The sequence below is a fragment of the Streptomyces sp. AA1529 genome, assembly GCF_000280905.1.
GTDB lineage: Bacteria > Actinomycetota > Actinomycetes > Streptomycetales > Streptomycetaceae > Streptomyces.
The window spans coordinates 29,892-52,882 of the sequence record NZ_ALAP01000008.1 but is presented as its reverse complement, the minus strand read 5'-3'; the positions used below and the strand labels follow the sequence as shown (position 1 = coordinate 52,882).

The following is a 22,991-nucleotide window of genomic DNA, read 5'->3' as shown; positions in this document are numbered from 1 at the left end:
CCGCCGCCTTGGCCAAAGCATGACTTCGGGGATACCGGTTCAGCGCGGGTAGAGCGTGTCGATCTCGGTGGCGAAGTCCCGCACGATCGCCGCCCGGCGCAGCTTCATGGACGGGGTCAGATGCCCTTCCTCCTCGGTGAAGTCGTGCGGCAGCACGACGAACCTGCGGATCGACTCGGCCCGCGAGACCAGCGAGTTGGCCTCGTCCACGGCCTGCTGGAGATTGCGCAGCAGGTCCCCGTCCACGGCCAGCTCGGCCATGCTCAACCGCTCCTTGCGGTGCATCCGGCACCAGTGCGCGAGCCCGTCGGGCTCCAGCGTCACCAGCGCCGTCACATACGGCCGGTTGTCGCCGATCACCAGGCACTGGCTGACCAGCGGATGCGCGCGCAGCCAGTCCTCCAGCGGGGCCGGGGCCAGATTCTTGCCCGCCGAGGTGATGATGAGCTCCTTCTTGCGCCCGGTGATGCTCAGATACCCCTCCGAGTCGAGCGCGCCCAGGTCGCCGGTGGGCAGCCACCCCGCCGCGTCCCGGTGCGGGAGCACACTCCCGGTACGGGCTTCCCAGTAGCCGCCGAACACGTGGTCGCCCTTGATCAGCACCTCGCCGTCGTCCGCGATCCGCAGCGCCGTACCCGGCAGCGGCCAGCCCACCGTGCCCAGCCGGGGTTTGAGCGGCGGTGTGGCGGTCGTCGCCGCGGCCGTCTCGGTCAGCCCGTACCCCTCGTAGACGGTGACGCCGGCGCCCTCGAAGAACGCCGCGAGCCGGTGCCCGAGCGGGGAGCCGCCGCAGATGACGTACCGGCACCGGCCACCCAGCGCCGAGCGGATCCGGCGGTAGATCAACGTGTCGTAGAGTCCGCGCGCGGCCCGCAGCCCGAACCCGGGGCCGCCGCCGAATCCGTGCTCCCGGGCCTCGACGGCCTCCCCGTACCGCTGCGCGATCCGCGCCCCGCGGTCGAACGAGGAGGCCCGGCCCATCCGCTCCGCCGTCGCCCGGCCGGTGTTGTAGATCTTCTCCAGCACGTAGGGGATGCCCAGCAGGAACGTCGGCGCGAAGCCCGCCAGGTCCGGGAGCAGATCCTCGGTCTTCAGACTCGGCGCGTGCCCCAGCCGCACCCGCGCCCGCAGGCAGCCGATCGCCACCATCCTGCCGAACACGTGGGACAGCGGCAGGAACAGCAGCGTCGAGGCCGGTTCCGACTGCTCACCGCGGAAGACCGGATACAGCAGCTCGACCGCGTTGTCGACCTCGGCGAAGAAGTTCCCGTGCGTGAGCACGCATCCCTTGGGCGGACCGGTCGTACCCGAGGTGTAGATGAACGTCGCGATGCTCCACGGCCCCAACTGCGCCCGGCGCTCGGCGACGAGCTCGTCCGGCAGCTCCCGGCCCGCGTCCACCACATGGCCCACGGCGCCGGAACTGAACTGCCACAGATGCTCCAGGCCGGGCAGGTTGCCGCGCTCGGCGCTGAGCATCCGGGTCTGCTCGACGTCCTCCACGAAGCAGGCCCGCGCCTGCGAGTCCTGCAGGATGTGCCGTGCCTGGAGCGCCGAGGAGGTGGGGTAGACGGGCACCGTGACCAGGCCGGCCGCCCAGGCGGCGAAGTCCGTGAGGGTCCACTCGTAGGTGGTGCGGGCCATGATGGCCAGCCGGTCGCCCGGCCGCAGGCCCAGCGCGATCAGCCCCTTGGCCATCGCCAGTATCTCGGCGGCGAGTTCGCGGGCCGTCATGTCCTGCCAGGTGCCGTCCCGGGCCTTGCGGCTGAGCACGGGTTCCTCGGGGGCCTCGGCGGCGTTGGTGAAGGGGATGTCGGCCAGCGAGCCGGCGGTCACCCGCGGCGCCAGCGGCGGAACGGAGACCTCGCGGACCCTGCCGTCCTCCACCTTCTTGTACGGCTCGACCAGTTGCACCGGTTGCATGGTGACGGCTCCTTCCTCGCATGTGCGGAGAGCTCCGTCCTCGCCCAGCGCCTGACGCGGCAGTAACCTTACCGAGGAGTAACTCTACGGGAGCGGGAGGAGTTCAGGGAATGCCCGCGCGCCACCTTCATCGGACACACACAGGACCGGCCCTCGGCCTCGCCGAGGGTGCCGCCCGGCCGTCCGGCACGCTCCCCCCCCCCCGGACGACGACGGAAGGGCATCCCGAGGTAGTAGACGAGACGCCGCGAGGCGTGCTCATCGAGGGCTGTTGTCCAGATGCTGTCGAAGGCATCGGCGAACGCCTCGACTTCCTTGGGCTTGTCGAGGTAGAGACACCCCGTGTACCCGTCGGCGTACACGGTGGGAGGCTCGCTGTCAGTTCCGTCTCCCAGCAGAAGTGCTGGAGGGGACCTCATGAGGTGGCAGGAGCACGCCGCTACGCTCGCGGACCGGGCCGCCCACCGCACCTCTCCGTGGGCCGTGCACATCGCCGACCTGCCCCGGCACGAGTTCGTCCCCCGGTGGTGGAAACGCGACCCCGAGGGGTGGACGCTCCAGGACGGGCCCGCCGAGCCGGACGCCTGGCTGAATGAGGCATACCGGGATGCGTCGCTCGTGACCAGCGTGGCCGGCCGGCACGCCGACCGCGCCGCCCCCGGCGACCGGCCGCAGGGCGCGCCCACCTCCTCGGCCACCCTGCCCTCGCTGCTGGTGCGCATGTACGAACTCGCCCGTATCGACGACAGCGACAGCGTGCTCGACGTGGGGACCGGCAGCGGCTACGGAACCGCGCTCCTGGCCCGCCGCCTGGCCCCCGACCAGGTGACAAGCGTCGACGTCGACCCGTATCTCGTGGAGGCTGCACGGGATCGCCTGGCTCGCCTCGGCCTCGCCCCGACAGTCCTCGACACGGACGCCACCGGCCGCCTGCCCGTCGAGGACAGTTCAGCCGATCGGCTGGTCGCCACGGTGAGCGTGCGCCCGGTCCCCGCATCGTGGCTGCGCGCGCTCTGCACCGGCGGACGGCTCGTCATCACTCTCGCCGGTACCTCCCTGATCGTCACCGCGGAGAAGGATGACGACGGAGGAGCCACCGGCCGCGTCGAGTGGGACCGCGCCGGCTTCATGCGGGCCCGCCACGGCGCCCACTACCCCGACGACGTACGCGCCCTGCTCGACAAGGCCGCCGAGCACGACGGCGACGAGGTGACCCGCGGACCGTACCCGGTCGTCGACGTGGCCAACGCGTGGGACCTCGACTCCATGCTCAGCCTCACCACTCCCGGAATCCAGCACGAGTTCCACCAGGAGGGCGAACTGCGAACCGCCCTGATGGCGCACGCGGACGGTTCCTGGGCCCGGGCGTCCGCCCTCGGCGCCGACCGGCCCACCGTGCACCAAGGCGGGCCCCGCCGCCTGTGGGACGCGCTCGAAGAGTGCCGCGCCTACTGGCTCACACACGGCGAACTGCCCGTGCGCGGCGCCCGGGCGTTCATCCGGCCGGACGGGACGACGCTCCTCGCCCGCGGGAAGTGGCACGTCAAACTGACCTGACAGGGTGAGCACTCAGCGCCACCGGCAGCTGCCGGGGTCGAGGCCGGTTCCGACTGCTCACCACGGAGGACCGGATACAGCAGCTCGACCGCGTTGTCGACCGGCCCTCGGCACGGCGCGTCTCACGGGCCGTGCGGGCCTCCGGCCACCGCGGAACCGGAGCCGACGCCGGGCACCCACCGGGCGCCCCGCATCAGGTTCTCCAGCCCGGCCCAGCAGAAGTTCATCAGCGTGGCCGCGGTCTCGTTCGCCGAGGGGGCGTCCGGCGGCGGTTCGGCGCCGGACAGCCCGGTCCGGCTGCGCGAGTCGGCCCATTCGGCGAGCGATTCGGCGGCGCCCACCAGCGCGTGGGCCAGCCCGGAGACCTCCCGTTCGGCCAGCTTCCCGGCGCAGCCCGCGTCCCGTGCCGCCTGTCCCAGCAGTGCCGTGACGATCACGACGACCTCGATCCGCATGGTGTCGACCTCGCGGGAGAAGGGCTCGCCCTGGGTGCGGGCCCGGTAGAGCACGGCGACCCCGTCCGGGCGCGCCGCGGTATGCGCGAAGAACGCCGTGAGTCCGTTCCACAGCTGCTGGTCGGCGGCGAGCCCGCGCTGTCGGGTGCCCTCCCGTACGGCTGCCACGAGCGCGCCGACCTCGCGCCGGATGCAGGCCGTGAACAGCTCTTCCTTGGACTTGAGGTACAGGTAGACCAGCGGCTTGGAGACGCCGGCCGCCTCGGCGATGTCGTCCATGGAGGCGGCCTGGTATCCGTGCCGGGCGAACGCCGCGACCGCGGCGTCCAGCATCTGCCTCTCCCGCACCTCGCGCGGCATGCGCTTCTGCCCCACGCGCTTCCATCCCTTCACCCCGTATGCCCCGTGACCCCCCTCGCCGGTCCGGCGACGCCACCCCGACAGCGCGCACGTTCCCCCGTCAACTCCGGCTTGCGGCAAGCCTACGCGCCCCCGGCGGCGGAGCCGGGGGCGCGCGGAAGGAGGGCGGACGCGGGGAAGAGTTCAGGTCAGCTCGCGGTGGCCGGTTCCCGCTGACCCGGCACCCGGGCCTCGGCGCCGCTGTCGGCCTCCTCGATCGAGAAGCTGCGCGCCGCGGCGAACGCCTCCCGGTCCAGGATCTTCTCCCGGGCCGAGACCAAGACCGGGATGACGGCCTGGCCCGCGACGTTGGTCGCCGTGCGCATCATGTCCAGGATCGGGTCGATGGCCAGCAGCAGCCCGACGCCCTCCAGCGGGAGGCCGAGGGTGGAGAGGGTGAGGGTCAGCATCACGGTCGCACCGGTGAGGCCCGCGGTGGCGGCCGAACCGATGACCGAGACGAAGACGATCAGCAGGTACTCCTTGATGCCCATGTCGACGTGGAAGAACTCGCCCACGAAGATCGCCGCGATGGCCGGGTAGATGGAGGCGCAGCCGTCCATCTTGGTCGTCGAGCCGAACGGCACCGCGAAGGACGCGTACTCCTTGGGCACCCCGAGCCGCTCGGTCACCTTCTGGGTGAGCGGCATGGTGCCGACCGAGGAGCGGGAGACGAACGCGAGCTGGATGGCGGGCCAGGCGCCCCGGAAGAACTGCAGCGGGTTGACCTTGGCGACGGTGGAGAGCAGCAGCGGGTAGACGCCGAAGAGCACCAGCGCGCAGCCGACGTAGATGTCCGCGGTGAACGTCGCGTAGCTGCCGATCAGGTCCCAGCCGTAGTCCTTGATGGCGGTGCCGATCAGGCCGATGGTGCCGATCGGGGCCAGCCGGATGATCCACCACAGCGCCTTCTGGAGCAGCGTCAGCACGGATTCGCCGAGGTCGAGGATCGGTTCGGCCTTCTCGCCGAGCTTGAGTGCGGCGATCCCGACGACGACCGCCATGAAGACGATCTGGAGCACCTTCAGTTCGGTGAACGGCGTGATCACGTCGGTCGGGATGATCCCGGTGAGGAAGTCCAGCCAGGACCCCTGGGTGTCCGGCTTGGCGGCGTCCGCGGCCGAGAGGCCGGTGCCGGAGCCCGGGTTGGTGACCAGGCCGATGGCCAGCCCGATCGCCACGGCGATCAGCGAGGTCGCCATGAACCAGAGCAGGGTGCGGGTGGCCAGCCGCGCCGCGTTGTGCACGTTGCGCAGGTTGGTGATCGAGATGGTGATCGCGAAGAACACCAGCGGCGCGACGGCCAGCTTCAGCAGCTGGACGAAGATCTCACCGATCTTGGTGAGGGTGGTGCCGAGCCAGGCCACGTCCCAGTTGCGGGCGGCCCAGCCCAGGACCACGCCGAGGACGAGGCCGAGCAGGATCTGGGCCCAGAACGGCACCTTGGGTATGCGCGCGGTGCGTTCGGGCGGGGTGGCGGGGTCGGCCGACGAGGAGGACGGCGAAGGCGACGGGGACGACGGGGACGACGGGGACGAGGTCACGGACAGACTCCGGGTGCGTCAGGAAGCGGACTCTTGGAAGCGGACTCTTGAAAGGGGCATCGCGCGCGGAGGTGCGCAGGGCGATGCGGTCGCGGGACTGTGCGGTCGCGCCGGAGTATGGTCCGGCCGCGCTGTCAGCGACAGGTCGCCGACATGCAGCGGCAGAGATCGACATGCAGCCGCGCCACGAGCGCCGGGCCGGGGCGGCCCAGGAGCGCGTCGGAAGTGGTGGCTGCGTTTGTCATGGCCGTCACGCTAACACTCCGTCTTTGGCTTACCCAAAGCATTGCTTTGGGGGGCAGGTACGGAAAAGCTCAACGCCCCACCGGGGAAAGCTCATTCCCGGTGGGGCGCCGACAGCGATGTGAGGAGGGTTACAGGGCCGCGCGGCCCGTCACGCCGAGCCCGCCCCCGGCTCGGCCTGCGACGACGCCTTCGACGACGCCTGCGACGGCGTCCCCTGCGGCTCGTCCTCCTGGCTCTGGTTGGCCGCCAACCGCTCCTTCGCCCGGCTCACGCCGTGGACGACCTGCTCGGACATCGCGGCCCGCTGATTGCGCAGCAGCACATAGCTGAGCGGCGCGGAGACGATGAGTGCCAGGAGCACCACCCAGATCGGGTTCGAGTCGCCGATTCCGGAGGGGATGACGCCGAAGTGCGTCAGCAGTCCCACGACGACCAGGCAGCCGACGAAGATGCCGAGCCGCATGGTGGTGTAGCGGAGCGTCGCGTGCGAAGTGCTGCTGCTCACGTGAGTTCTCCATGCTTTCGGACGATCGCGCTTTCGGGCGATTCGCGGTTCCTCACCAGTCAAGCACAGGCCATGGGGCGATCTTCGTGACCCCCGGAGACGGGCGCCACCGGCCGCACGGACGCCACGGACTCGCCGCCCGGCCGCTGCTCAGACCCGCATGGGCTGCGGCGTCTCGCGCCGCTGCGGGTCGGGGCCGGGGAAGCTGCGCAGCTCCGCGTGGCGGCTGTCGCGCTGGACGGGACGGAAGCCCGTGTCGGTGATCAGGTCCAGCAGGTCCTCGCGGGTGAGCGCGTCGCCCGCTCCTTCGCTGGTTCCTCCGCCCTGCGCCTGCTCGCCGTCCACCACCGGGCCGGCCAGCTCGTCCGCACCGTGCTGGAGCGCCAATTGCGCCGTCTGCACGCTGTGCAGCGTCCAGTCGGCCGCCAGGTGCGGCACGTTGTCCAGCAGCAGCCGGGAGACCGCGAACGTCGTGAGGATCTCCGCGCCGGTCGCGCTCTGCGGCATGTCGCGGCGCAGCGGCAGGAAGACCTGGCAGCCGCCGGTCTCGTCCAGCAGGTCACGCAGCCGCAGCAGCCGGTCGACGAAGTCCGCGCGCTCGGCGGCACCCGCGACCGACCCGTAGCGCAGGGTGCAGGCAGCCGTGAGCCCCTTGCCGTACGCGAGCCGCAGCACCCGCGCCCGCTCCTCCCAGGACAGCTCCGCCTCCGCGGCGGTCTCGACCGGACCCTCGGCGCACAGCCCGTCCAGCCCGGCCTCCGCCAACGCGTCCAGCACTCCGGAGGCGCCGGCGGCGTGCCCGGCCGCGAAGCCGGCCACGTCGGCGACGGTGCACGCGGTGAGCGCCACCTCGGCCGGCAGCGCGTCCCGGAGCGCGCGCACCGCATCCGGAAGGCCGCTCCAGCCGGTCCCGCCGGTGGTCAGCCGCAGCTCGGTGACACCCTCGGCGGCCCACCGGGTGGCCCGGGCGACGGCCTCGCCGGGGTCCGCCGTCAGCTCCAGCGACCGGTGGACGGCGAACCGGGCGGTGTCACCGCTGTGCCGCGTCCGCACCTGGTGCGCGAGGCCGCCGAGCCGGGCCAGGTCGTCGCAGTCGTACAGGGCGATGCCGTCCGCCCGGCTCAACCGCTCGCCGGAGCGGACCTTCCGCTCGATGTCCGCCGCGTCCATTCCTCGCGCCACCTGCCCGCCTCGGTCCGTGTCCGTCATGATTCGCGCCGGCCCGACACTACGCCAGGGCCTGCCCGCCGCTACTCCTCGGGCAGCTCACCGACCCGGTTCTCCCACTTGGTCGACAGCACGATCGTCGTCCGCGTCCGCGAGACGCCCTTGGTGCCCGACAGCCGGCGGATGGTGCGCTCCAGGCCGTCCACGTCACCGGCCCGCACCTTGAGCATGTAGGAGTCGTCGCCCGCGATGAACCAGCAGTCCTCCACCTCCTGGAGGTCCCGCAGCCGGGTGGCCACCTCCTCGTGGTCGGTGGCGTCGGAGAGCTGGATGCCGATCAGCGCCGTCACCCCCAGCCCGAGCGAGGAGGCGTCGACCGTCGCGCGGTACCCGGTGATCACCCCGGCGGCCTCCAGCCGGTTGATCCGGTCGGTGACGCTGGGCCCCGACAGACCCACCAGCCGCCCCAGTTCGGCATAGGAGGCTCTGCCGTTCTCCCGCAGCGCCTGGATGAGCTGCCTGTCCACCGCGTCCATGGATGCCGCTGCCTCCTGTATGTAGTAGTCCGGGGAACGAATCTAAGGCATCGGGCCGGTACCGCCCGGGCCGGTGCCTCCCGCATCCCGGTCGCTGCCGCCCGTTCCGCCCCCCAGGTGCCCCTCCCAGCGCCGGTAGAGCTTGTGCTCCACCCCTGCCGCGTCCAGCACCCGCCCGGCGACGAAGTCGACCAGATCCTGGATGTGCCGGGCCCCCGCGTAGAAGGCCGGGGACGCGGGCAGCACCACCGCTCCCGCCTCGTCCAGCGCCACCAGATGGCGCAGCGTCTGACCGTTCAGCGGCGTCTCCCGCACGGCGACGACCAGCGGACGGCGCTCCTTGAGCGTCACGCTGGCCGCCCGCTGCAGCAGGTCCTTGGAGAGCCCGAGCGCCACCCCCGCGACGCACGCGGTGCTCGCCGGCACCACCAGCATGCCCCGTACCGGGTACGAACCGGAGGACGGTCCGGCGGCCAGGTCGCCCGGGGACCAGTGCCGCACCCGGGCGGGGTCCGTCGCGAACGCATCCGGGCTGCCGTCGGCGCCCCGGTCCAGCCAGCGGCGCAGGTCGTCCTGCGCATGGGCGTCGCGGAAGGGGTGCCCCGTCTCGTCGAGGATCGTCAGCCGGGAGGCGCGGCTGACGACGAGGTCGACGTCCTCACCCGCCGCCAGCAGCGCCCGGACGACCGCCGCCGCATAGGGCGTTCCGGACGCCCCGGAGACGCCCACCACCCAGGGGACCCGCGCCATGTCACTCACGTCCCCGACCCTACGTCCCGGCTCGGGGACTCCGGCGGGGACGCGAGGACGCGTACGCTCTGCGTCATGCGTGTCTCCCGTCCAAGCCACACCGCAGCGGCCGCACTCTGCGCGTCCGTACTGGCCGTCGCCGTCGCCGGCTGCTCCATGGCCGAGAAGGTGACCACGGGACTCAAGGTCAAGCACGCCTTCGAGAAGCTGGGCGAGCAGCCCGCCGCCTCGGTGCTGGTGTCGGTGGACGGCAGCCGGGCGGACGCCGAGAAGTTCCTGCGGGCCGCGGGCGGCAAGGGCTCGCTGCGGCGCCAGGCCCGGCTGCTGACCCGCGGCGAACTCACCTTCGCCGTCGGCTCGGACCGCGAGGAGACCCCGCTCAAGGAGCTGAGCCGCTCCGAGCGGCTGCGCTTCGCGGCGGCCGTCAACTTCGGCGGCAAGGACGTGCTGGCCGCCAAGTCGGTGGAGGAGAAGCTCTACGTCCGGATGAACCTGCGCTCCCTGGTGGCGCAGACCGGCGGCTCCGAGGAGGACCGGCACCGGGCCCGCCGCATCGTCTCGTTGGCCAAGGACCTGCCCGTGACGCTGCGTTCGGCCAAGGACGCGCTCAAGGGCAGGTGGGTGGAGGTCGACCCGGAGTCCTTCGACGACTTCGCGCGCGCCGCGCAGGAGATCACCGCGGCGGAGCAGCGGGACGAGCGCCGGGCGGCGAAGCGGGGCGAGGCGGAACAGCACGGCACCCCGGACTCCCGGCAGACCGACGAGACCAGCAAGCGGCTGGGCCGCGCGACGGCCGCCGGGCGCGCGCTCAACGGCGAGTCCGAGCGCGAGTTCCTGCGGGGCCTGGAGAAGACGCTGGGCGAGCACGCCCGCTTCCGCAAGGCGGGCGAATACGGCGGTGCCGAGCATGTGACGGTCTCCATGCCGGCGCGCCGGGCGGCACCGGACCTGTCGCGGGCGCTGGCGGCGCTGGGCGCCCGGCTCGACCCGGAGAAGGTCCCGGACACCACCGTCAGCGCCGATCTGCAGATCCGGCGCGGCCAGCTCACCGGGCTCACGCTCGACCTGGAGCAGTTCCTCGGCGGGAAGCAGGCGCGCACCGTGCACCTCCCGCTGCGGATGGACTTCGGCAGCGGCGACGCCGTCACCGTGCGGGCCCCGGACGGGGTGCGCGAGCTGGAGCCGCAGGACCTGCTGGCCGCCGTGATGTACGGCGCCCTGGGCACGGGCGGCATCTGAGGCCATCCTGGGAGCCGGGCTCCCGGGGGCCGGGCCGGCAACGGGATCACCGTCCCGGACCGGGCCGGTGAGCGGGCCGGGAACCGCCGACCCGCCGTGGACCGTTGTACAGCGTGACGGGACACGGACGAGGTTGTGCGGGGGAACGCTCCTCGTGAAGGAGGCGGGCATGGCGAAGGGCTCGGACGGCTCCGGCGGCGCCAGAGCGATGGCGGCCGGCAAGCTGATCGTCGCCTGGGTGGCGCTGCTGTGGGTGCTGGAGGCCGTGGACCAGGCGTCGGGCAACGCGCTGGACTCGTTCGGGATCCAGCCGCGGCGCGTCGGGGAGCTGGTGGACGTCGTCCCCAGCGCCTTCATGCACTTCGGGTTCGAGCATCTGATGGCCAACACGCTGCCGCTGCTGGTGCTGGGCTTCCTCGCGGCGCTGCGCGGGGTGGGGCGCTTCCTCGCCGTCGCCGCGATCATCGTCGTGGTGAGCGGTCTGGGCGTCTGGCTGATCGCCCCGGCGGGCAGCAACACCGCGGGCGCCTCCGGGCTGATCTTCGGCCTCTTCGGCTATCTGGTCGCCCGCGGCTTCGTGGACCGCCGCATCACCGACGTGGCGCTGGGCACGGTCGTCGCCGTCTTCTACGGCTCCCTGCTGTGGGGCGTGCTGCCCACCGACTCCGGCATCTCCTGGCAGGGCCACCTCTTCGGCCTGATCGGCGGCGTCCTCGCCGCCCGCCTCACCGCCGAGCCCCGCGCCCTGGGCGAGGCGAAGCCCGCCTGGCACTGAGACCCCGGCCGGGACCGGGGGCGCGTCAGACGCCGGGGGGCTGGGTGCGGGTCTCCCGGTCGACGGGCAGCTCGTCCGTCTCGATCCGCACCTCGCCGATCTCCAGGGCCAGCTCGACGGGCTTGCCGTACGGGATCACGTCCCGGCCCCGGTAGCCGTCCGGGCCCGGGTGCCACAGGGTGGTGCACTCGGCGCGGTACGGATCGAAGATCAGGTACCGGGCGATCCCGCGCTGCGCGTACAGCCTGTCCTTGACCACGTAGTCGTGCCGGACGCTGCTGGGCGAGACGACCTCCACGGCCAGCTCGATCAGGTCCGGCGGGTACGCGCTGAGGTTGCGGTCCGCCTCCGCCCGCGGGACCAGCGCGATGTCGGGGCACAGCTCGTCGGCGTCGGAGAAGACGAAGGTGACGTCCGAGATGCAGGCCCACTCCGTTCCGAGCTTCCTCAGCGCTGTCTGGATCAAAAAAATCGTCTCGCCGTGGAACGGCCTGACCGGACTCATCATGATGGTGCCCCCCACAATCTCCGTCCGGAAGCCAGGGAACTGGTCCTCCAGCCGGCTGAGCTGCGAGTGCAGGCGGTCGGTCTCCGAGATCGGCACGGCGCTCTCCCTTCCCTGCTCCCGATGGTAGAGGGGCAGGCTAGTCAGAGACCCAACCCGCGCACCGCCAGATCCAGCAGAGCACACCCGAACAGGGCGATCCCGATGAAACTGTTGACCTGGAAGAAGGCGCGGTTGAGGCGGGAGAGGTCGCGGGGGCGCACGAGGGTGTGCTCGTAGACGAAGGCACCCGCGACGATCACCAGGCCCAGCCAGAAGAACACGCCCGCGTGGGTGAGCAGCCCGAAGGCGACCAGCAGGCCGACCGTGACCAGGTGTGCGGCGCGAGTGGCGTGCAGCGCGGCCGCGGTGCCGAACCGGGCGGGGACGGAGCGCACCCCGCCTGCGCGGTCGGCCGTCACGTCCTGGCAGGCGTAGATCAGGTCGAAGCCCCCGATCCAGATGCCCACGGCCAGCCCGAGCACCGCGGCGTCCCACGACCAGGCGCCGGTGACCGCGATCCACGCGCCGATGGGCCCGATGGCCTGGGCGATCCCGAGGATGGCGTGCGGGTAGTCGGTGAAGCGCTTCCCGTACGGATAGACCACCATCGGCAGCACGGCGAGCGGCGCCAGGGCCAGGCACAGCGGGTTCAGCAGCGCCGCCGCGCCCAGGAAGACCGCGAGCGCCACCACGGCGCCCGTCCAGGCCGTCCGGACCGAGACCGCTCCGGTGACCAGTTCCCGGCCCGCGGTGCGCGGGTTGCGGGCGTCGATCTCGCGGTCGATGATCCGGTTGGCCGCCATCGCGAAGGTCCGCATCCCCACCATGGCGACGGTCACCAGGAACAGCTGCCACCAGTGGATGCTGCGGCTCTCGCGGAACATCGCGGAGAGCGCGGCGATGTAGGCGAACGGCAGCGCGAAGACCGAGTGCTCGATGACGACGAGCCGGAGGAAGGCCCGCACGCGGCCGACATCGGCCCCCGGCCCCGGTCCGAGTACGCCCTCAGCCGTGCTGCTCACAGCATCCCCTCGCTCGCTCCCGCGGCCGCCCGCCACCGGGCCGGCCGCACCGTCCGCGGCCGGGCCGCCGCGTGCCCTTCCCCGGCCCGCGGCCGGGCACCGGTCCCGCTCACAGGCCGTACTCCTTCCAGCGGCGGCTGACCAGCTCGGCCACCCGCGGGTCCGACTCGATCATCCCGGGCCAGCCGCCGTCCCGCGTGTACCCCTCCTCGGGCAGCTTGCGGGTCGCGTCGATACCCGCCTTGCCGCCCCAGAACTGCTGGTAGGAGGCGTGGTCGAGGTGGTCGACGGGGCCCTCGGCCACCGTGAGGTCGCGTGCGTAGTCCACGTTGCCCAGCGCCCGCCAGGAGACCTCGTGCAGATTCCGCACGTCGCAGTCCTTGTCCACCACGACGATCAGTTTGGTCAGCGACATCATGTGCGCGCCCCAGACGGCGTGCATCACCTTCTGCGCGTGCTTGGGGTAGCGCTTGTCGATGGCCACGATCGCGCAGTTGTGGAAGCCGCCCGACTCCGGCAGGTGGTAGTCGACGATGTCGGGCACGATGACCTTCAGCAGCGGCAGGAAGAACCGCTCCGTGGCCCGGCCCAGCGGTCCGTCCTCGGTCGGCGGGCGGCCCACCACGATGGACTGGAGCAGCGGCCGCTTCCGAGTGGTGACGCAGTCGATGGTCAGGGCGGGGAAGAGTTCCTGCGGCGTGTAGAAGCCCGTGTGGTCGCCGAACGGGCCCTCCGGGCGCAGCTCGCCCGGCTCCAGCCAGCCCTCCAGCACCACCTCGGCGGCGGCGGGCACCTGGAGCGGGACGGTCTTGCAGTCCACCATCTCCACCCGCTTGCCCTGGAGGAAGCCCGCCAGCAGGTACTCGTCGATGTCCGCGGGGAGCGGGGCCGTGGAGGCGTAGGTCACCGCGGGCGGGCAGCCGAAGGCGATGGCGACGGGCAGCTTCTCGCCGCGCCGCGCCGCGACCTGGTAGTGGTTGCGGCTGTCCTTGTGGATCTGCCAGTGCATCCCGATGGTGCGGCGGTCGTGCCGCTGGAGCCGGTAGAGCCCCAGGTTGCGGACACCGGTCTCGGGGTCCTTGGTGTGGGTGAGGCCCAGGTTGAAGAACGAGCCGCCGTCCTCGGGCCAGGTGAACAGCGCGGGCAGCCGCTCCAGGTCCACCTCGTCGCCCTGCTGGACGACTTCCTGGACGGGCGCGTCCTTCACCTTCCGCGGCGGGACGTGCGTCATCGCGCCGAGCTTCCCGAACGCCTCCCGGAAGCCGACGAAGCCCTGCGGCAGCTCGGGCTTGAGCAGACCGCCGATCTTCGCGCCGATCTCGTCGTAGGAGTCCAGGCCGAGCGCCTTGAGCAGCCGGCGGTCGGTGCCGTAGACGTTCATCGCCAGGGGCATGTCCGAGCCCTTGACGTTCTCGAACAGAAGTGCCGGTCCGCCCGCCTTGTTCACCCGGTCGACGAGCTCCCCGACCTCCAGATGGGGATCGACCTCGGCCTTGACCCGCACCAGGTCGCGGTCTCGCTCCAGTGCTCGCAGGAGCGAGCGGAGATCGTCGTATGCCATACGTCTCAGTATCCTCCCCGATGCCCGCGCCCTGAGCGCCGGGGGCCGCGCCGGGGCCATTACGCTTGGCTCGTGGGGACCCGCCGAGCGGGTACCCGCACCCCGCATCCGTCCGGCGGCATCTCGCACCCAGGGGGCGTTCCGCGTGCTCAGGTATCTCCCGTTCCTCTTGATCCTGGCCGTGTGGATCTACGCGTTCATCGACTGCCTCAACACGCCCGAGAACGAGGTCCGCAAGCTGCCGAAGGTGGCATGGGTCATCATCATCCTGCTGTTCGGGCAGGTGCTGCTGGGGCCCGTGGCCTGGTTCGCGGTCGGCCGGCCGCGGCGCAACGCGCCCTATGGCGCGACCCGCCCCGACGAGCGGCGCTGGGTCGCCCCGGACGACAACCCGGACTTCCTGAAGTCCCTGAACGAGTCCCCGGCCCCCGGCCCGGACTCCTCCTCCGACGCGCCGCCGGCCCCGGAACCGGCTCCGGACCCCGCCCCGGAGCAGCGCGGCGAGTCCCCGCGCGACGGGGACGAACTGCCCAACCGCAAGGACCGCGACGACAGCTGACCGGGCGGTTCCGGCTCTTCCGGCGACCTCCGGGTACTCCGTTCCGGAGGTCCGCACGGTCCGGGGGGCGCGAGCGGCGCGCGGAACCAGCGCGCCGCGCTAGCAGCGCCGCGCGTAGTCGTCCCGGAGGGCCGTGAAGCGCTCCGCCGTCCGGGCCGACCAGTCCGTCGGCTGTCCGCGCAGCTCGTTCTGGAGCAGTTCGAAGTGCTCGTGCCACCGGGCGAGGACCTCGTGGAGCCGGCCGGCGTCGGCGGTGAAGTCGTTGCGGAACCGGACCCGGGTGTGGTCGTCGTCCACGGACCCGCGCAGGGTGAAGCCGAAGGAGCCGCGCGCGTCGACCGTGTACTCGGCCAGCCGGCGGCGCGACCAGGCGGTGATCCGTCCGGGGGTGGCGAGCTCCGGCTGGCCGTCGGCGCCCGCGGCGGGCTCCCCGTTCCACCAGTGCAGGGTCACCGCGCCGCCGGGGCCGGGTTCGAAGGGGTCGGCCGCCGCGAGCCAGCCGCGCAGCCCGGCGGGGGTGGCGACCGCCACCCACACGCTCTCCAGCGGATGCGGGAACGCCAGCTCGAAGCCGACCGTGTGCGCGGCGCCGCCGGAACCGCTCCGGGCCGTGCCGTACGGGATGCCGTACGCGGTGGTCCCTGCCAGGCCTTCGGTGCTCATAACTCCACCTTCACCCCGGACGCGGGGCTCGGGCCCCTCAGATACCCGCGTACGAGTGCTTGCCGTTGAAGAAGATATTCACACCGTAATAGTTGAAAAGGAAACAGGCGAAGGCGAGAAGTGCGAGATACGCCGCTTTGCGTCCCTTCCAACCCGCAGTGGCGCGGGCGTGCAGATAGCAAGCGTAGGCGACCCAGGTGATGAACGACCAGACCTCCTTCGGGTCCCAGCCCCAGTAGCGGCCCCAGGCGTCACCGGCCCAGATGGCACCCGCCACGATGGTGAAGGTCCAGAAGGGGAAGACCGTCGCGTTGATCCGGTACGCGAACTTGTCGAGCGAGGCCGCCGAGGGCAGCCGCTCCATGATCGAGGACCGCACGGCGCCGGGCTTGCGCCCGGCCAGCAGCTGCGTCTCGTAGGCGTCCCGGAACAGGTAGAGCAGGGAACCGACGAACCCGAGGTAGAGCAGCGCGCCGCAGGTGATGGCGAGCGAGACGTGGATCCACAGCCAGTACGAATGGAGCGCGGGCACCAACTGGTCGCTGTCCGTGTACAGGACGGTGACGGCCAGCCCCAGGTCCAGCAGGACGGTGGTGACCAGCGGCAGCCCGATCCAGCGGACGTTCTTCTTCGCCAGCAGCAGCGCCAGGTACGCGCCGACCGCCACCATCGAGAAGGCGGTCGAGAACTCGTACATGTTGCCCCAGGGCGCCCGCTGCACCGACAGCGAGCGGGTCAGCACCCCGGCGACATGCAGCACGAAGGAGAGCACCGTCAGCGAGACGGCGATCCGCCCGTAGGTGTCGCCCTGCTCGTCGCCCGCCGCGGCCCCGGGGCCGTCGGGCAGGTCGCCGCGCCGGCCGTTGCTGGAACGGGTCACGATCTTCGGTGGGGCGGGCTTCTCCAGCACCGCCGTACCGCCGCCCCGCTCCGCGCTCCGCGCGCCGGCCGCGGGCTGCTGACCGGGAACGGCCGCGTCCGCGGGAGCCTTCCGGGTCAGCGCGGCGGCCGTGCGGCCCACCTTGCTGCGGGAGCCGAAGGTCCATTCGGCGATGTAGGCGCAGAAGGCCAGCACGTAGACGGCCATCGCCGAATAGATCAGATAGTTGCTGACGTGCGCGAGCTGCTCGTTCGGCTCGGCTGCGAGGAGGTTCACTTGCCTGCTCCTTCGGGGGCTTCAGCAGGATCGGCGGAGTCCGGCGCGGCGGCGCCGTCCGCGGCGGCGGCATCCCCGGACACGGCGTCCGCGCTCGGGGCACCCTCGCCCGCGGCGTCCGCGGCGGGGGACTCGGCCGCGACGGGGGCCGCGGCCTGCATATCGGTGGCCAGCGAGGCGAGTTCGTCCGGCAGCCGGGCGGACTCGCTGCGGCCGAGCGCGGCCATCTCGACGACCGTCTGCCCGTCGTCGGCGGTGTAGGCCCGCACCCAGACCCGGCGGCGCTGGATGAACAGGGAACCCGCGAGTCCCACGATGGCGGCGAGCGCCCCGCCCAGCGCCCAGCCGTTGCCCACCTGGTGGGAGACCTGGAAGTTCGCCCACTTCTCGACGCCGTCGAAGGTGAGGCTCCCGGCACCGTTCGGGAGCTTCATGGTGGAGCCGGGGACGAGCTTCTCGGCGAACGGACCGCCGTCCTCGTCCTTGAACTTGGTCATGTTGTCCGTGTCCAGCTGGTACACGTTCTGCGCCGGTCCGCCGTCCACGCCCAGGTTGCCGTGGTAGGCGGTCAGGAACATCGCCGGGTTCTTCAGGCTCGGCGACTGGGAGAACATGGTGCCGCTGCTCGGCTCGAAGTCGGGGACGAAGAAGCCCTGGAAACCGAGCTGGTCCTTGCGGCCCTTCGCGTCCAGGTAGTCGGTGACCTTCACCACTCCGCTGGAGGTCTGGTTGTTGTCCTGCTGGAGGAAGGGCACCGGGCCGCGGTAGGCGATGTTGCCCTTGCCGTCCTTGACGGTGACGGCGGGCGCGTAGCCGTTGGCGATCAGGTAGATCTTGGACGAGCCGACCTTCAGCGGATGGTTCACCTTGATGGTGGCGTCCCGCTCCGTACCGTCGGCGCCCTTGGCGATGGCGATGTCGGCGCGGTAGTCGCGCGGGGTGCCCTTGTTGGGACCGCTCTCCTCGTAGGTGGCGTGGAACTCCTTCAGCCGGAAGGCGAAGGGATCGAGCATGTCGGGGCCGAAGAGCGAGCCGGACTGGAAGTCGTCGTACTGGGTGAGGACGTTGGAGAACCCGTCGCCCTGCACGATCAGTTTGCGCCCCTCGGACTTGAACAGCTGCCCCGAGGCGAAGGCCAGCAGCAGCACGATGAGCGCGATGTGGAACAGGAGGTTGCCCACCTCGCGCAGATAGCCCTTCTCGGAGGCGACCGCGCCCCCGCCCGAGCCGTCCCGGTGGGTGCGGAACCGCCTGCGCCGCAGCAGCGAGCGGGCCGCCGTCAGCGTCTCCTCCGGCTCCGCCGCGGTGCGCCAGGTCGTGTAGACCGGCATCCGGTCCAGCCGGCGCGGGGCGCGCGGCGGCCGGGCACGCAACTGGCCGACGAACTGCCAGGTGCGCGGCACGATGCAGCCGATCAGCGAGACGAACAGCAGGATGTAGATCGCCGAGAACCAGACCGACGTGTAGACGTCGAAGAGCTGGAGCTTGTCGTAGAGCGGCGCGAGGGTGGTGTGGTCGGCCCGGAACTGCTCGACCCTGAGCGCGTCCACCGGCGTCTGCGGGACGATCGAGCCCGGTATGGCACCCAGCGACAGCAGGAAGAGCAGGATCAGCGCCACCCGCATCGAGGTGAGCTGCCGCCAGAACCAGCGCAGCCAGCCCAGCGGGCCGAGCGAGGGAACGTTCAGCTTCTCCTCGCCGGGGGCGGTCGAGAGCTGGGCCGCGGCCGCGCGTTCGCTCCCGGAGTCGGCCCCGGACTCGGCCGCCGCGCCCGCGCTGCCGCGGACCCCGGCCGGCTCCGTCGCCTCACCGGCCTCGTCGGCCGCCGCGTCGGCGGCCCCCTTGCCGGTACCGGTCGTGCTCATGGATCAGATCCCCACCGTGAAGTCGGACGACCAGACCGTGATCTCGTAGACGATCCGGTCCCAGATGCCTGTGACGAGCAGCACGCCGACGGCGACGAGCAGCACGCCGCCGATCCGCATCACCCAGGCGTAGTGCTGCTTCACCCAGCCGAACGCGCCCAGTGCCCGGCGGAAGGCCAGCGCGGCGACGACGAACGGCACTCCCAGGCCCAGGCAGTAGGCCACCGTCAGCAGCGCACCGCGCCCCGCGCTGGCCTGGTTCGAGGAGAGCGTGAGGACGGCGGCGAGCGTGGGCCCGATGCACGGCGTCCAGCCGATGCCGAAGAGCACCCCCAGCATCGGCGCCCCCGCCAGCCCGATCGCCGGCCGCTTGTGGATCCGCACCTCCCGCTGGGTGAAGCGGGTCAGCGGACCGAGGGCGCCCATGAAGGCGAGGCCGAGCACGATCGTCAGGCTGCCCAGCACCCGCGAGATGAGAGTGCGGTGCTCCTGCAGAGTGGCGCCGAAACCGCCGAAGAGGGCGCCGCCGGAGACGAAGACGGCCGTGAAGCCGAGCACGAACAGGCCCGCGCCCAGGAACATCCGGCCGCGCCGCGCCTCGGCCAGGTCGGTGCCGCTGACCCCGGTGACGTAGGAGAGGTAGCCGGGCACCAGCGGCAGCACGCAGGGGGAGAAGAACGAGACCAGTCCGCCCAGCAGTGCGACGGGCAGGGCCAGCAGCAGGGCGCCGCTGTAGACGGTGCCGTTCATTCCCGTGGCCGCGAGGGAGATCATGGGGCGGTCACTTCGCGTCGATCAGGGGGTCGAGCGCGGAGCGCAGCTCCTGCTCGCTCAGTTCCTTCAGGGCCCGCACCGCGACCTCGCCGTCCTTGTCGAGGATCAGGGTGGAGGGGATGGCCTGCGGGGAGAGGGTGTTCTTGGGGAACTTGAGGATGAGCTTGCCGCTGGGGTCGTAGAAGCTCGGGTAGTCGATGTCGTAGTTCCGCTCGAACGCCTTGGCGTTGGCCTTGTCCAGGTCGCGGGTGTTGATGCCGACGAACTGGACGCCCCGGTCCTCGGTGTCCCGGGCGACCTTGGCGAGGTTCGGTGCCTCCGCGCGGCAGGGACTGCACCAGGAGCCCCACACGTTCAGCACGATGACCTTGCCCTTGAAGTCGGAGAGCTTCAGTTTCTTCCCGTCGACGGAGGGACCCGCCAGGTCGGGAACCGCCGTGCGGCGGGACTTCGGGACCTTGGTGATCTGCCCCGTCCCCTGGACGAACTTGGTGTCGCCCGAGGACGAACCCGTCTGCTCCTCGCCGCAGGCGGACAGCAGCAGCGCACCGGCGGCGATCCCGGCGGCCAGCAGGACGGTGCGGCGGCGGGAGGCGCGGATCTGGCTCATGTGAAAAGTTTCGCATGCTCGTATGGGGGATCTTCCGCGCCCCCCTGCTGACCCGGCGGAACCGGCTCCCGCGCAGGTCGGGCCGCAGGCCCGGCCCCCGCCGCATATCCGGCGGCGGGCTCAGGCGCCCGCGCCCCGGCCCTGCGCACCCTTCGCCGCGCCCTTGGGCCGCTTGGCTCCCGCCCGCAGATGCGCGGGCACCAGGTCGCGGGCCGGTTCGGAGTAGCCGACCGAGACGATGCGGTCCCCGACGAAGGTGAAGCTGGTCAGCGAGGCCAGCGTGCACTGGCGGCGGCGCGGGTCGTGCCAGAGCCTGCGGCGCTCGACGAAGCTGCGCAGGATCCAGATCGGCAGCTGGTGGCTGACGCAGACGGCTTCGTGACCGCGGGCCGCGTCCTTGGCGTGCTCGATCGCGCTGCGCATCCGGACGACCTGGTCCAGATACGGCTCGCCCCAGGAGGGCCGGAAGGGGTTGCGCAGATGGCGCCAGTTCTCCGGCTTGCGCAGTGCGCCGTCACCGACGCCGAAGGTCTTGCCCTGGAAGACGTTCCCCGCCTCGATCAGCCGCTCGTCGGTGCCGATGTCGAGTCCGTGGGCCTTGGCGATCGGCGCCGCGGTCTCCTGGGCGCGCTCCAGCGGGGAGGCGAGCACCTGGGTGATGTCGCGCCCCTCCAGGTGTTCGGCGACCCGGTCGGCCATCCGGCGGCCGAGGTCGGAGAGGTGATATCCGGCCAGTCGCCCGTAGAGGATGCCCTCGGGGTTGTCGACCTCGCCGTGCCGCATCACGTGCACGACGGTGACGGTCTTGTCGTCGGCGCCGGCCGCGGGGGCCGCGCCGGCCAGGCGCTCGCTCATGCCGGCACCGCCTCGGACGCGGCGCGGGCGGCGGCGGGCAGCGCGTCGGCCACCCGCTCCAGCGCCCGCTCGTCGTGCGCCGCGGAGAGGAACCACGCCTCGAATCCGGAGGGTGGCAGGTAGACGCCCTGGGCGAGCATCGAGTGGAAGAACGCGGTGAAGCGGAAGGACTCCTGCCGCTTGGCCGCCGCGTAGTCGGTGACGCCGGTGTCGCCGAAGTCGCCGAAGAAGACGGAGAACATGCTGCCCGCCGTCTGCACCGTGTGCGCCACGCCCTCCTTGGCCAGCGCCTCGGTGGCGAGCTGCCGCACCTGCCGGGCCGCGGCGTCCACCACGCCGTGCGCGGCGAAGCCGTCGGCGGCCAGCAGCCGCAGCTGGGCCAGTCCGGCCGCGGTGGCGACCGGGTTCCCGGAGAGCGTGCCCGCCTGGTAGACGGGGCCTGCCGGTGCCAGGTGGTCCATCACGTCCTTGCGCCCGCCGAACGCGGCCGTCGGGAAGCCGCCGCCCATCACCTTGCCGAACGTCATCAGATCGGGTGTGACGCCGTCGAGGCCGTACCAGCCGTGCGGCGAGGCGCGGAAGCCGGTCATCACCTCGTCGGAGACGAACAGCGCGCCGTCGGCGCGGCACAGGTCGGCGAGCCCCTGGTTGAAGGAGGGCCGCCCGTCGGCCGCCGGCAGCGGCGGGACGATGCCCATGTTGCCGGGCGACGCCTCGGTGATCACGCAGGCGATCTCCCGGGGGTGCGCGGCGAACGCCTCGCGGACCGCGTCCAGGTCGTTGTACGGCAGCACGATCGTGTCGCCGGCCTGCGCCCCGGTGACGCCCGGGGTGTCCGGCAGGCCCAGGGTGGCGACCCCGGACCCGGCCGCGGCGAGCAGCGAGTCGACGTGCCCGTGGTAGCACCCGGCGAACTTGACGACCTTGGAGCGGCCGGTGAAACCGCGCGCCAGCCGGATCGCGGACATGGTCGCCTCGGTGCCCGAGGAGACCAGCCGCACCTGCTCGACGGGGTCGATCCGGTGCACGATCTCCTCGGCGAGCGCCACCTCGTCCTCGACGGGCGTGCCGAAGGAGGTGCCGCGCTCCACGGCCTTGCGCACCGCCTCCGTCACCTGGGGGTGCGCGTGACCGAGGATCATCGGCCCCCAGGAGCAGACCAGGTCGACGTACTCCCGGCCGTCCGCGTCCGTCAGGTAGGGACCGGAACCGGACACCATGAACCGGGGCGTTCCGCCCACGCCGCGGAAGGCGCGGACCGGAGAGTTCACGCCTCCCGGTGTCACGGCGGCGGCGCGGTCGAAGAGCGACTGCGATACTGGGGCGCTGTAGGAGTAAGTCACGAAAGCCATGGTGTCAGAGCCCCCCGTGCCGGGGGCCGGGGGCGTTTCACGCTCCACGGGGCGGGGAGGTCTCTGACACGATGATCGGGCCGCACGGGGACGGCTGTGCGGCCCGGATGAGCAGTCGGGTGGTGACATGCATCGCGGTGGCGGACTGGGAGAGGAGCCCGGCCACTCGGAGACCGGCCCGGAGCGGGCCCAGGGGCGCCACAGGCGCACCGCGGCCGAGGGCGGAACCGCGGCGGGCGGCGGCGCGAACAGCGGTGCGGTGGACGGGGGAACGGCGGGCGGCGGCGCGCCGTCCGAGAGCGGAACGGCGGGCGGCGCCACCGGCAGCACCACCAGCGGCAGCGGCACGGTGCACGGCGGCGGCCTCGCGGGTATCGGGAGCACGGCGAAGACCAGGAGCAGCAGGGGTGGCGGCCGAGTGGGGGTGACCTACAAGTACTTCGGGGCACCGGACGGTGCCACGGCCGCACGCGTACCCATCTCGATGCGACCCGAGGAACTGGGCGGGGACGAGCTGGGCCAGGGCATGTTCACCAAGATCAAGCCCGAGACGATGGCGGCCATGGTGCTGACGGGGATCGAGGGGATACCGCTGCACCGGGTCCCCCCGCTGGAACTCGTCGTCCTGCACCCCGACTACGCGGTCGTCAAACTCCCGATGACGGTCGTCGACCCGCTCCGCGGCATCGGTGAGGAGACGGTGGGCGCGGCCGCCTTCATCTGGTCCACGGTCCCCGACCGGGCGGGCCCGCAGGACGCCTTCAACGTCTACCAGCTGCTGCACCGCTGGCAGGACTTCTCCGACCGGCTGCACGAGGCGGGGCACCAGGCCTACTGCCTGGTGTGGCCCTGACCGCCCGGGCGCCCCGCGGGACACCCGCCCCGCAGAACACCGGAGCCCCCGTAGCCCCCCGGCACCGCACAGGCCACC

Annotated in this window: 23 protein-coding genes; 5 read left to right on the top strand and 18 right to left on the bottom strand. The window is 72.0% G+C overall.

Features of this window, described 5'->3' with window-relative positions; all coding sequences use genetic code 11:
- Window positions 1-39 precede the first annotated feature (39 nt).
- Both A949_RS0100970 and A949_RS38780 read right to left on the bottom strand, forming a co-directional pair.
- Window positions 40-1,923: an AMP-dependent synthetase/ligase gene (locus A949_RS0100970; protein WP_019354138.1), complete on the bottom strand. Its 1,884-nt coding sequence runs from the start codon at window positions 1,921-1,923 to the stop codon at window positions 40-42.
- A gap of 68 nt (window positions 1,924-1,991) precedes the next feature.
- Complete coding sequence (locus A949_RS38780; protein WP_237735703.1) at window positions 1,992-2,342, bottom strand: Scr1 family TA system antitoxin-like transcriptional regulator; 351 nt, start codon at window positions 2,340-2,342, stop codon at window positions 1,992-1,994.
- Between A949_RS38780 and A949_RS0100960 the strand changes: the two genes are divergently transcribed.
- Entirely contained in the window at window positions 2,341-3,480 is a 1,140-nt protein-coding gene (locus tag A949_RS0100960; protein ID WP_019354136.1) for a methyltransferase domain-containing protein, read from the top strand. The genes A949_RS38780 and A949_RS0100960 overlap by 2 nt on opposite strands.
- A 122-nt stretch (window positions 3,481-3,602) precedes the next feature.
- On the opposite strand, the gene A949_RS32000 is transcribed toward A949_RS0100960, so the two are convergent.
- The 6 genes from A949_RS32000 to A949_RS31995 all read right to left on the bottom strand — a co-directional run bounded on the left by A949_RS32000 (window position 3,603) and on the right by A949_RS31995 (window position 9,082).
- Window positions 3,603-4,295 (bottom strand): TetR/AcrR family transcriptional regulator, encoded by a 693-nt coding sequence (locus tag A949_RS32000; protein WP_051019354.1) that lies wholly within the window; start codon window positions 4,293-4,295, stop codon window positions 3,603-3,605.
- 188 nt (window positions 4,296-4,483) lie between these two features.
- Entirely contained in the window at window positions 4,484-5,878 is a 1,395-nt protein-coding gene (locus A949_RS0100950) for a dicarboxylate/amino acid:cation symporter (RefSeq protein WP_019354134.1), read from the bottom strand.
- A 394-nt stretch (window positions 5,879-6,272) separates the two neighbouring features.
- Window positions 6,273-6,629, bottom strand: a complete 357-nt coding sequence (locus tag A949_RS0100945; protein WP_019354133.1) for a DUF4229 domain-containing protein — start codon at window positions 6,627-6,629, stop codon at window positions 6,273-6,275.
- A 150-nt stretch (window positions 6,630-6,779) separates the two neighbouring features.
- Window positions 6,780-7,838, bottom strand: coding sequence for a hypothetical protein (locus A949_RS0100940; protein ID WP_158687521.1), 1,059 nt, complete (start codon window positions 7,836-7,838; stop codon window positions 6,780-6,782).
- Between the two features lie 41 nt (window positions 7,839-7,879).
- Window positions 7,880-8,332: an Lrp/AsnC family transcriptional regulator gene (locus tag A949_RS0100935; protein WP_019354131.1), complete on the bottom strand. Its 453-nt coding sequence runs from the start codon at window positions 8,330-8,332 to the stop codon at window positions 7,880-7,882.
- A gap of 42 nt (window positions 8,333-8,374) precedes the next feature.
- Entirely contained in the window at window positions 8,375-9,082 is a 708-nt protein-coding gene (locus A949_RS31995) for a UbiX family flavin prenyltransferase (protein WP_019354130.1), read from the bottom strand.
- A 75-nt stretch (window positions 9,083-9,157) separates the two neighbouring features.
- Here A949_RS31995 and A949_RS0100925 point away from each other — a divergent pair, with 75 nt between their 5' ends.
- Window positions 9,158-10,321, top strand: coding sequence for a hypothetical protein (locus tag A949_RS0100925; RefSeq protein WP_019354129.1), 1,164 nt, complete (start codon window positions 9,158-9,160; stop codon window positions 10,319-10,321).
- A gap of 169 nt (window positions 10,322-10,490) precedes the next feature.
- A complete protein-coding gene (locus tag A949_RS0100920; protein ID WP_019354128.1) occupies window positions 10,491-11,096 on the top strand; it encodes a rhomboid family intramembrane serine protease in 606 nt (201 codons plus the stop codon).
- Between the two features lie 25 nt (window positions 11,097-11,121).
- Here the strand turns inward: A949_RS0100920 and A949_RS0100915 are convergent, their stop codons facing one another.
- From A949_RS0100915 to A949_RS0100900, 3 genes are all read right to left on the bottom strand, one after another.
- The gene (locus tag A949_RS0100915) at window positions 11,122-11,700 is read right to left on the bottom strand and encodes a Uma2 family endonuclease (RefSeq protein ID WP_019354127.1); all 579 of its coding nucleotides are present in this window, start codon (window positions 11,698-11,700) and stop codon (window positions 11,122-11,124) included.
- A gap of 44 nt (window positions 11,701-11,744) precedes the next feature.
- Window positions 11,745-12,665 carry a menaquinone biosynthesis prenyltransferase MqnP gene (mqnP, locus tag A949_RS0100910; RefSeq protein ID WP_019354126.1) on the bottom strand — a complete coding sequence of 307 codons (921 nt, stop codon included), beginning with the start codon at window positions 12,663-12,665 and terminating at the stop codon, window positions 11,745-11,747.
- A 109-nt stretch (window positions 12,666-12,774) separates the two neighbouring features.
- Complete coding sequence (locus tag A949_RS0100900) at window positions 12,775-14,226, bottom strand: menaquinone biosynthesis decarboxylase (RefSeq protein ID WP_019354124.1); 1,452 nt, start codon at window positions 14,224-14,226, stop codon at window positions 12,775-12,777.
- 145 nt (window positions 14,227-14,371) lie between these two features.
- On the opposite strand from A949_RS0100900, the gene A949_RS0100895 reads away from it, so the two are divergent.
- Window positions 14,372-14,785, top strand: coding sequence for a PLD nuclease N-terminal domain-containing protein (locus tag A949_RS0100895; protein WP_078534591.1), 414 nt, complete (start codon window positions 14,372-14,374; stop codon window positions 14,783-14,785).
- Window positions 14,786-14,884: 99 nt separating this feature from the next.
- Here A949_RS0100895 and A949_RS0100890 read toward each other — a convergent pair whose 3' ends face one another.
- From A949_RS0100890 to hemL, 7 genes are all read right to left on the bottom strand, one after another.
- Entirely contained in the window at window positions 14,885-15,448 is a 564-nt protein-coding gene (locus A949_RS0100890; protein WP_019354122.1) for a hypothetical protein, read from the bottom strand.
- Window positions 15,449-15,485: 37 nt separating this feature from the next.
- Window positions 15,486-16,604, bottom strand: a complete 1,119-nt coding sequence (gene ccsB, locus A949_RS0100885) for a c-type cytochrome biogenesis protein CcsB (RefSeq protein WP_019354121.1) — start codon at window positions 16,602-16,604, stop codon at window positions 15,486-15,488.
- Entirely contained in the window at window positions 16,601-18,469 is a 1,869-nt protein-coding gene (gene resB, locus A949_RS0100880) for a cytochrome c biogenesis protein ResB (protein WP_019354120.1), read from the bottom strand. The genes ccsB and resB overlap by 4 nt, the downstream gene beginning before the upstream one ends.
- 3 nt (window positions 18,470-18,472) lie before the next feature.
- Window positions 18,473-19,243 (bottom strand): cytochrome c biogenesis CcdA family protein, encoded by a 771-nt coding sequence (locus A949_RS0100875; RefSeq protein WP_019354119.1) that lies wholly within the window; start codon window positions 19,241-19,243, stop codon window positions 18,473-18,475.
- Between the two features lie 7 nt (window positions 19,244-19,250).
- Complete coding sequence (locus tag A949_RS0100870) at window positions 19,251-19,853, bottom strand: TlpA family protein disulfide reductase (RefSeq protein WP_019354118.1); 603 nt, start codon at window positions 19,851-19,853, stop codon at window positions 19,251-19,253.
- A 120-nt stretch (window positions 19,854-19,973) separates the two neighbouring features.
- A complete protein-coding gene (locus tag A949_RS0100865) occupies window positions 19,974-20,708 on the bottom strand; it encodes a histidine phosphatase family protein (protein WP_019354117.1) in 735 nt (244 codons plus the stop codon).
- Window positions 20,705-22,060, bottom strand: coding sequence for a glutamate-1-semialdehyde 2,1-aminomutase (gene hemL, locus A949_RS0100860; RefSeq protein WP_051019349.1), 1,356 nt, complete (start codon window positions 22,058-22,060; stop codon window positions 20,705-20,707). The genes A949_RS0100865 and hemL overlap by 4 nt, the downstream gene beginning before the upstream one ends.
- Before the next feature lie 127 nt (window positions 22,061-22,187).
- Here hemL and A949_RS38775 point away from each other — a divergent pair, with 127 nt between their 5' ends.
- On the top strand, window positions 22,188-22,913 hold the full coding sequence (locus tag A949_RS38775; RefSeq protein ID WP_019354115.1) for a hypothetical protein: 726 nt from the start codon (window positions 22,188-22,190) through the stop codon (window positions 22,911-22,913).
- The last annotated feature ends 78 nt before the right edge of the window (window positions 22,914-22,991 follow it).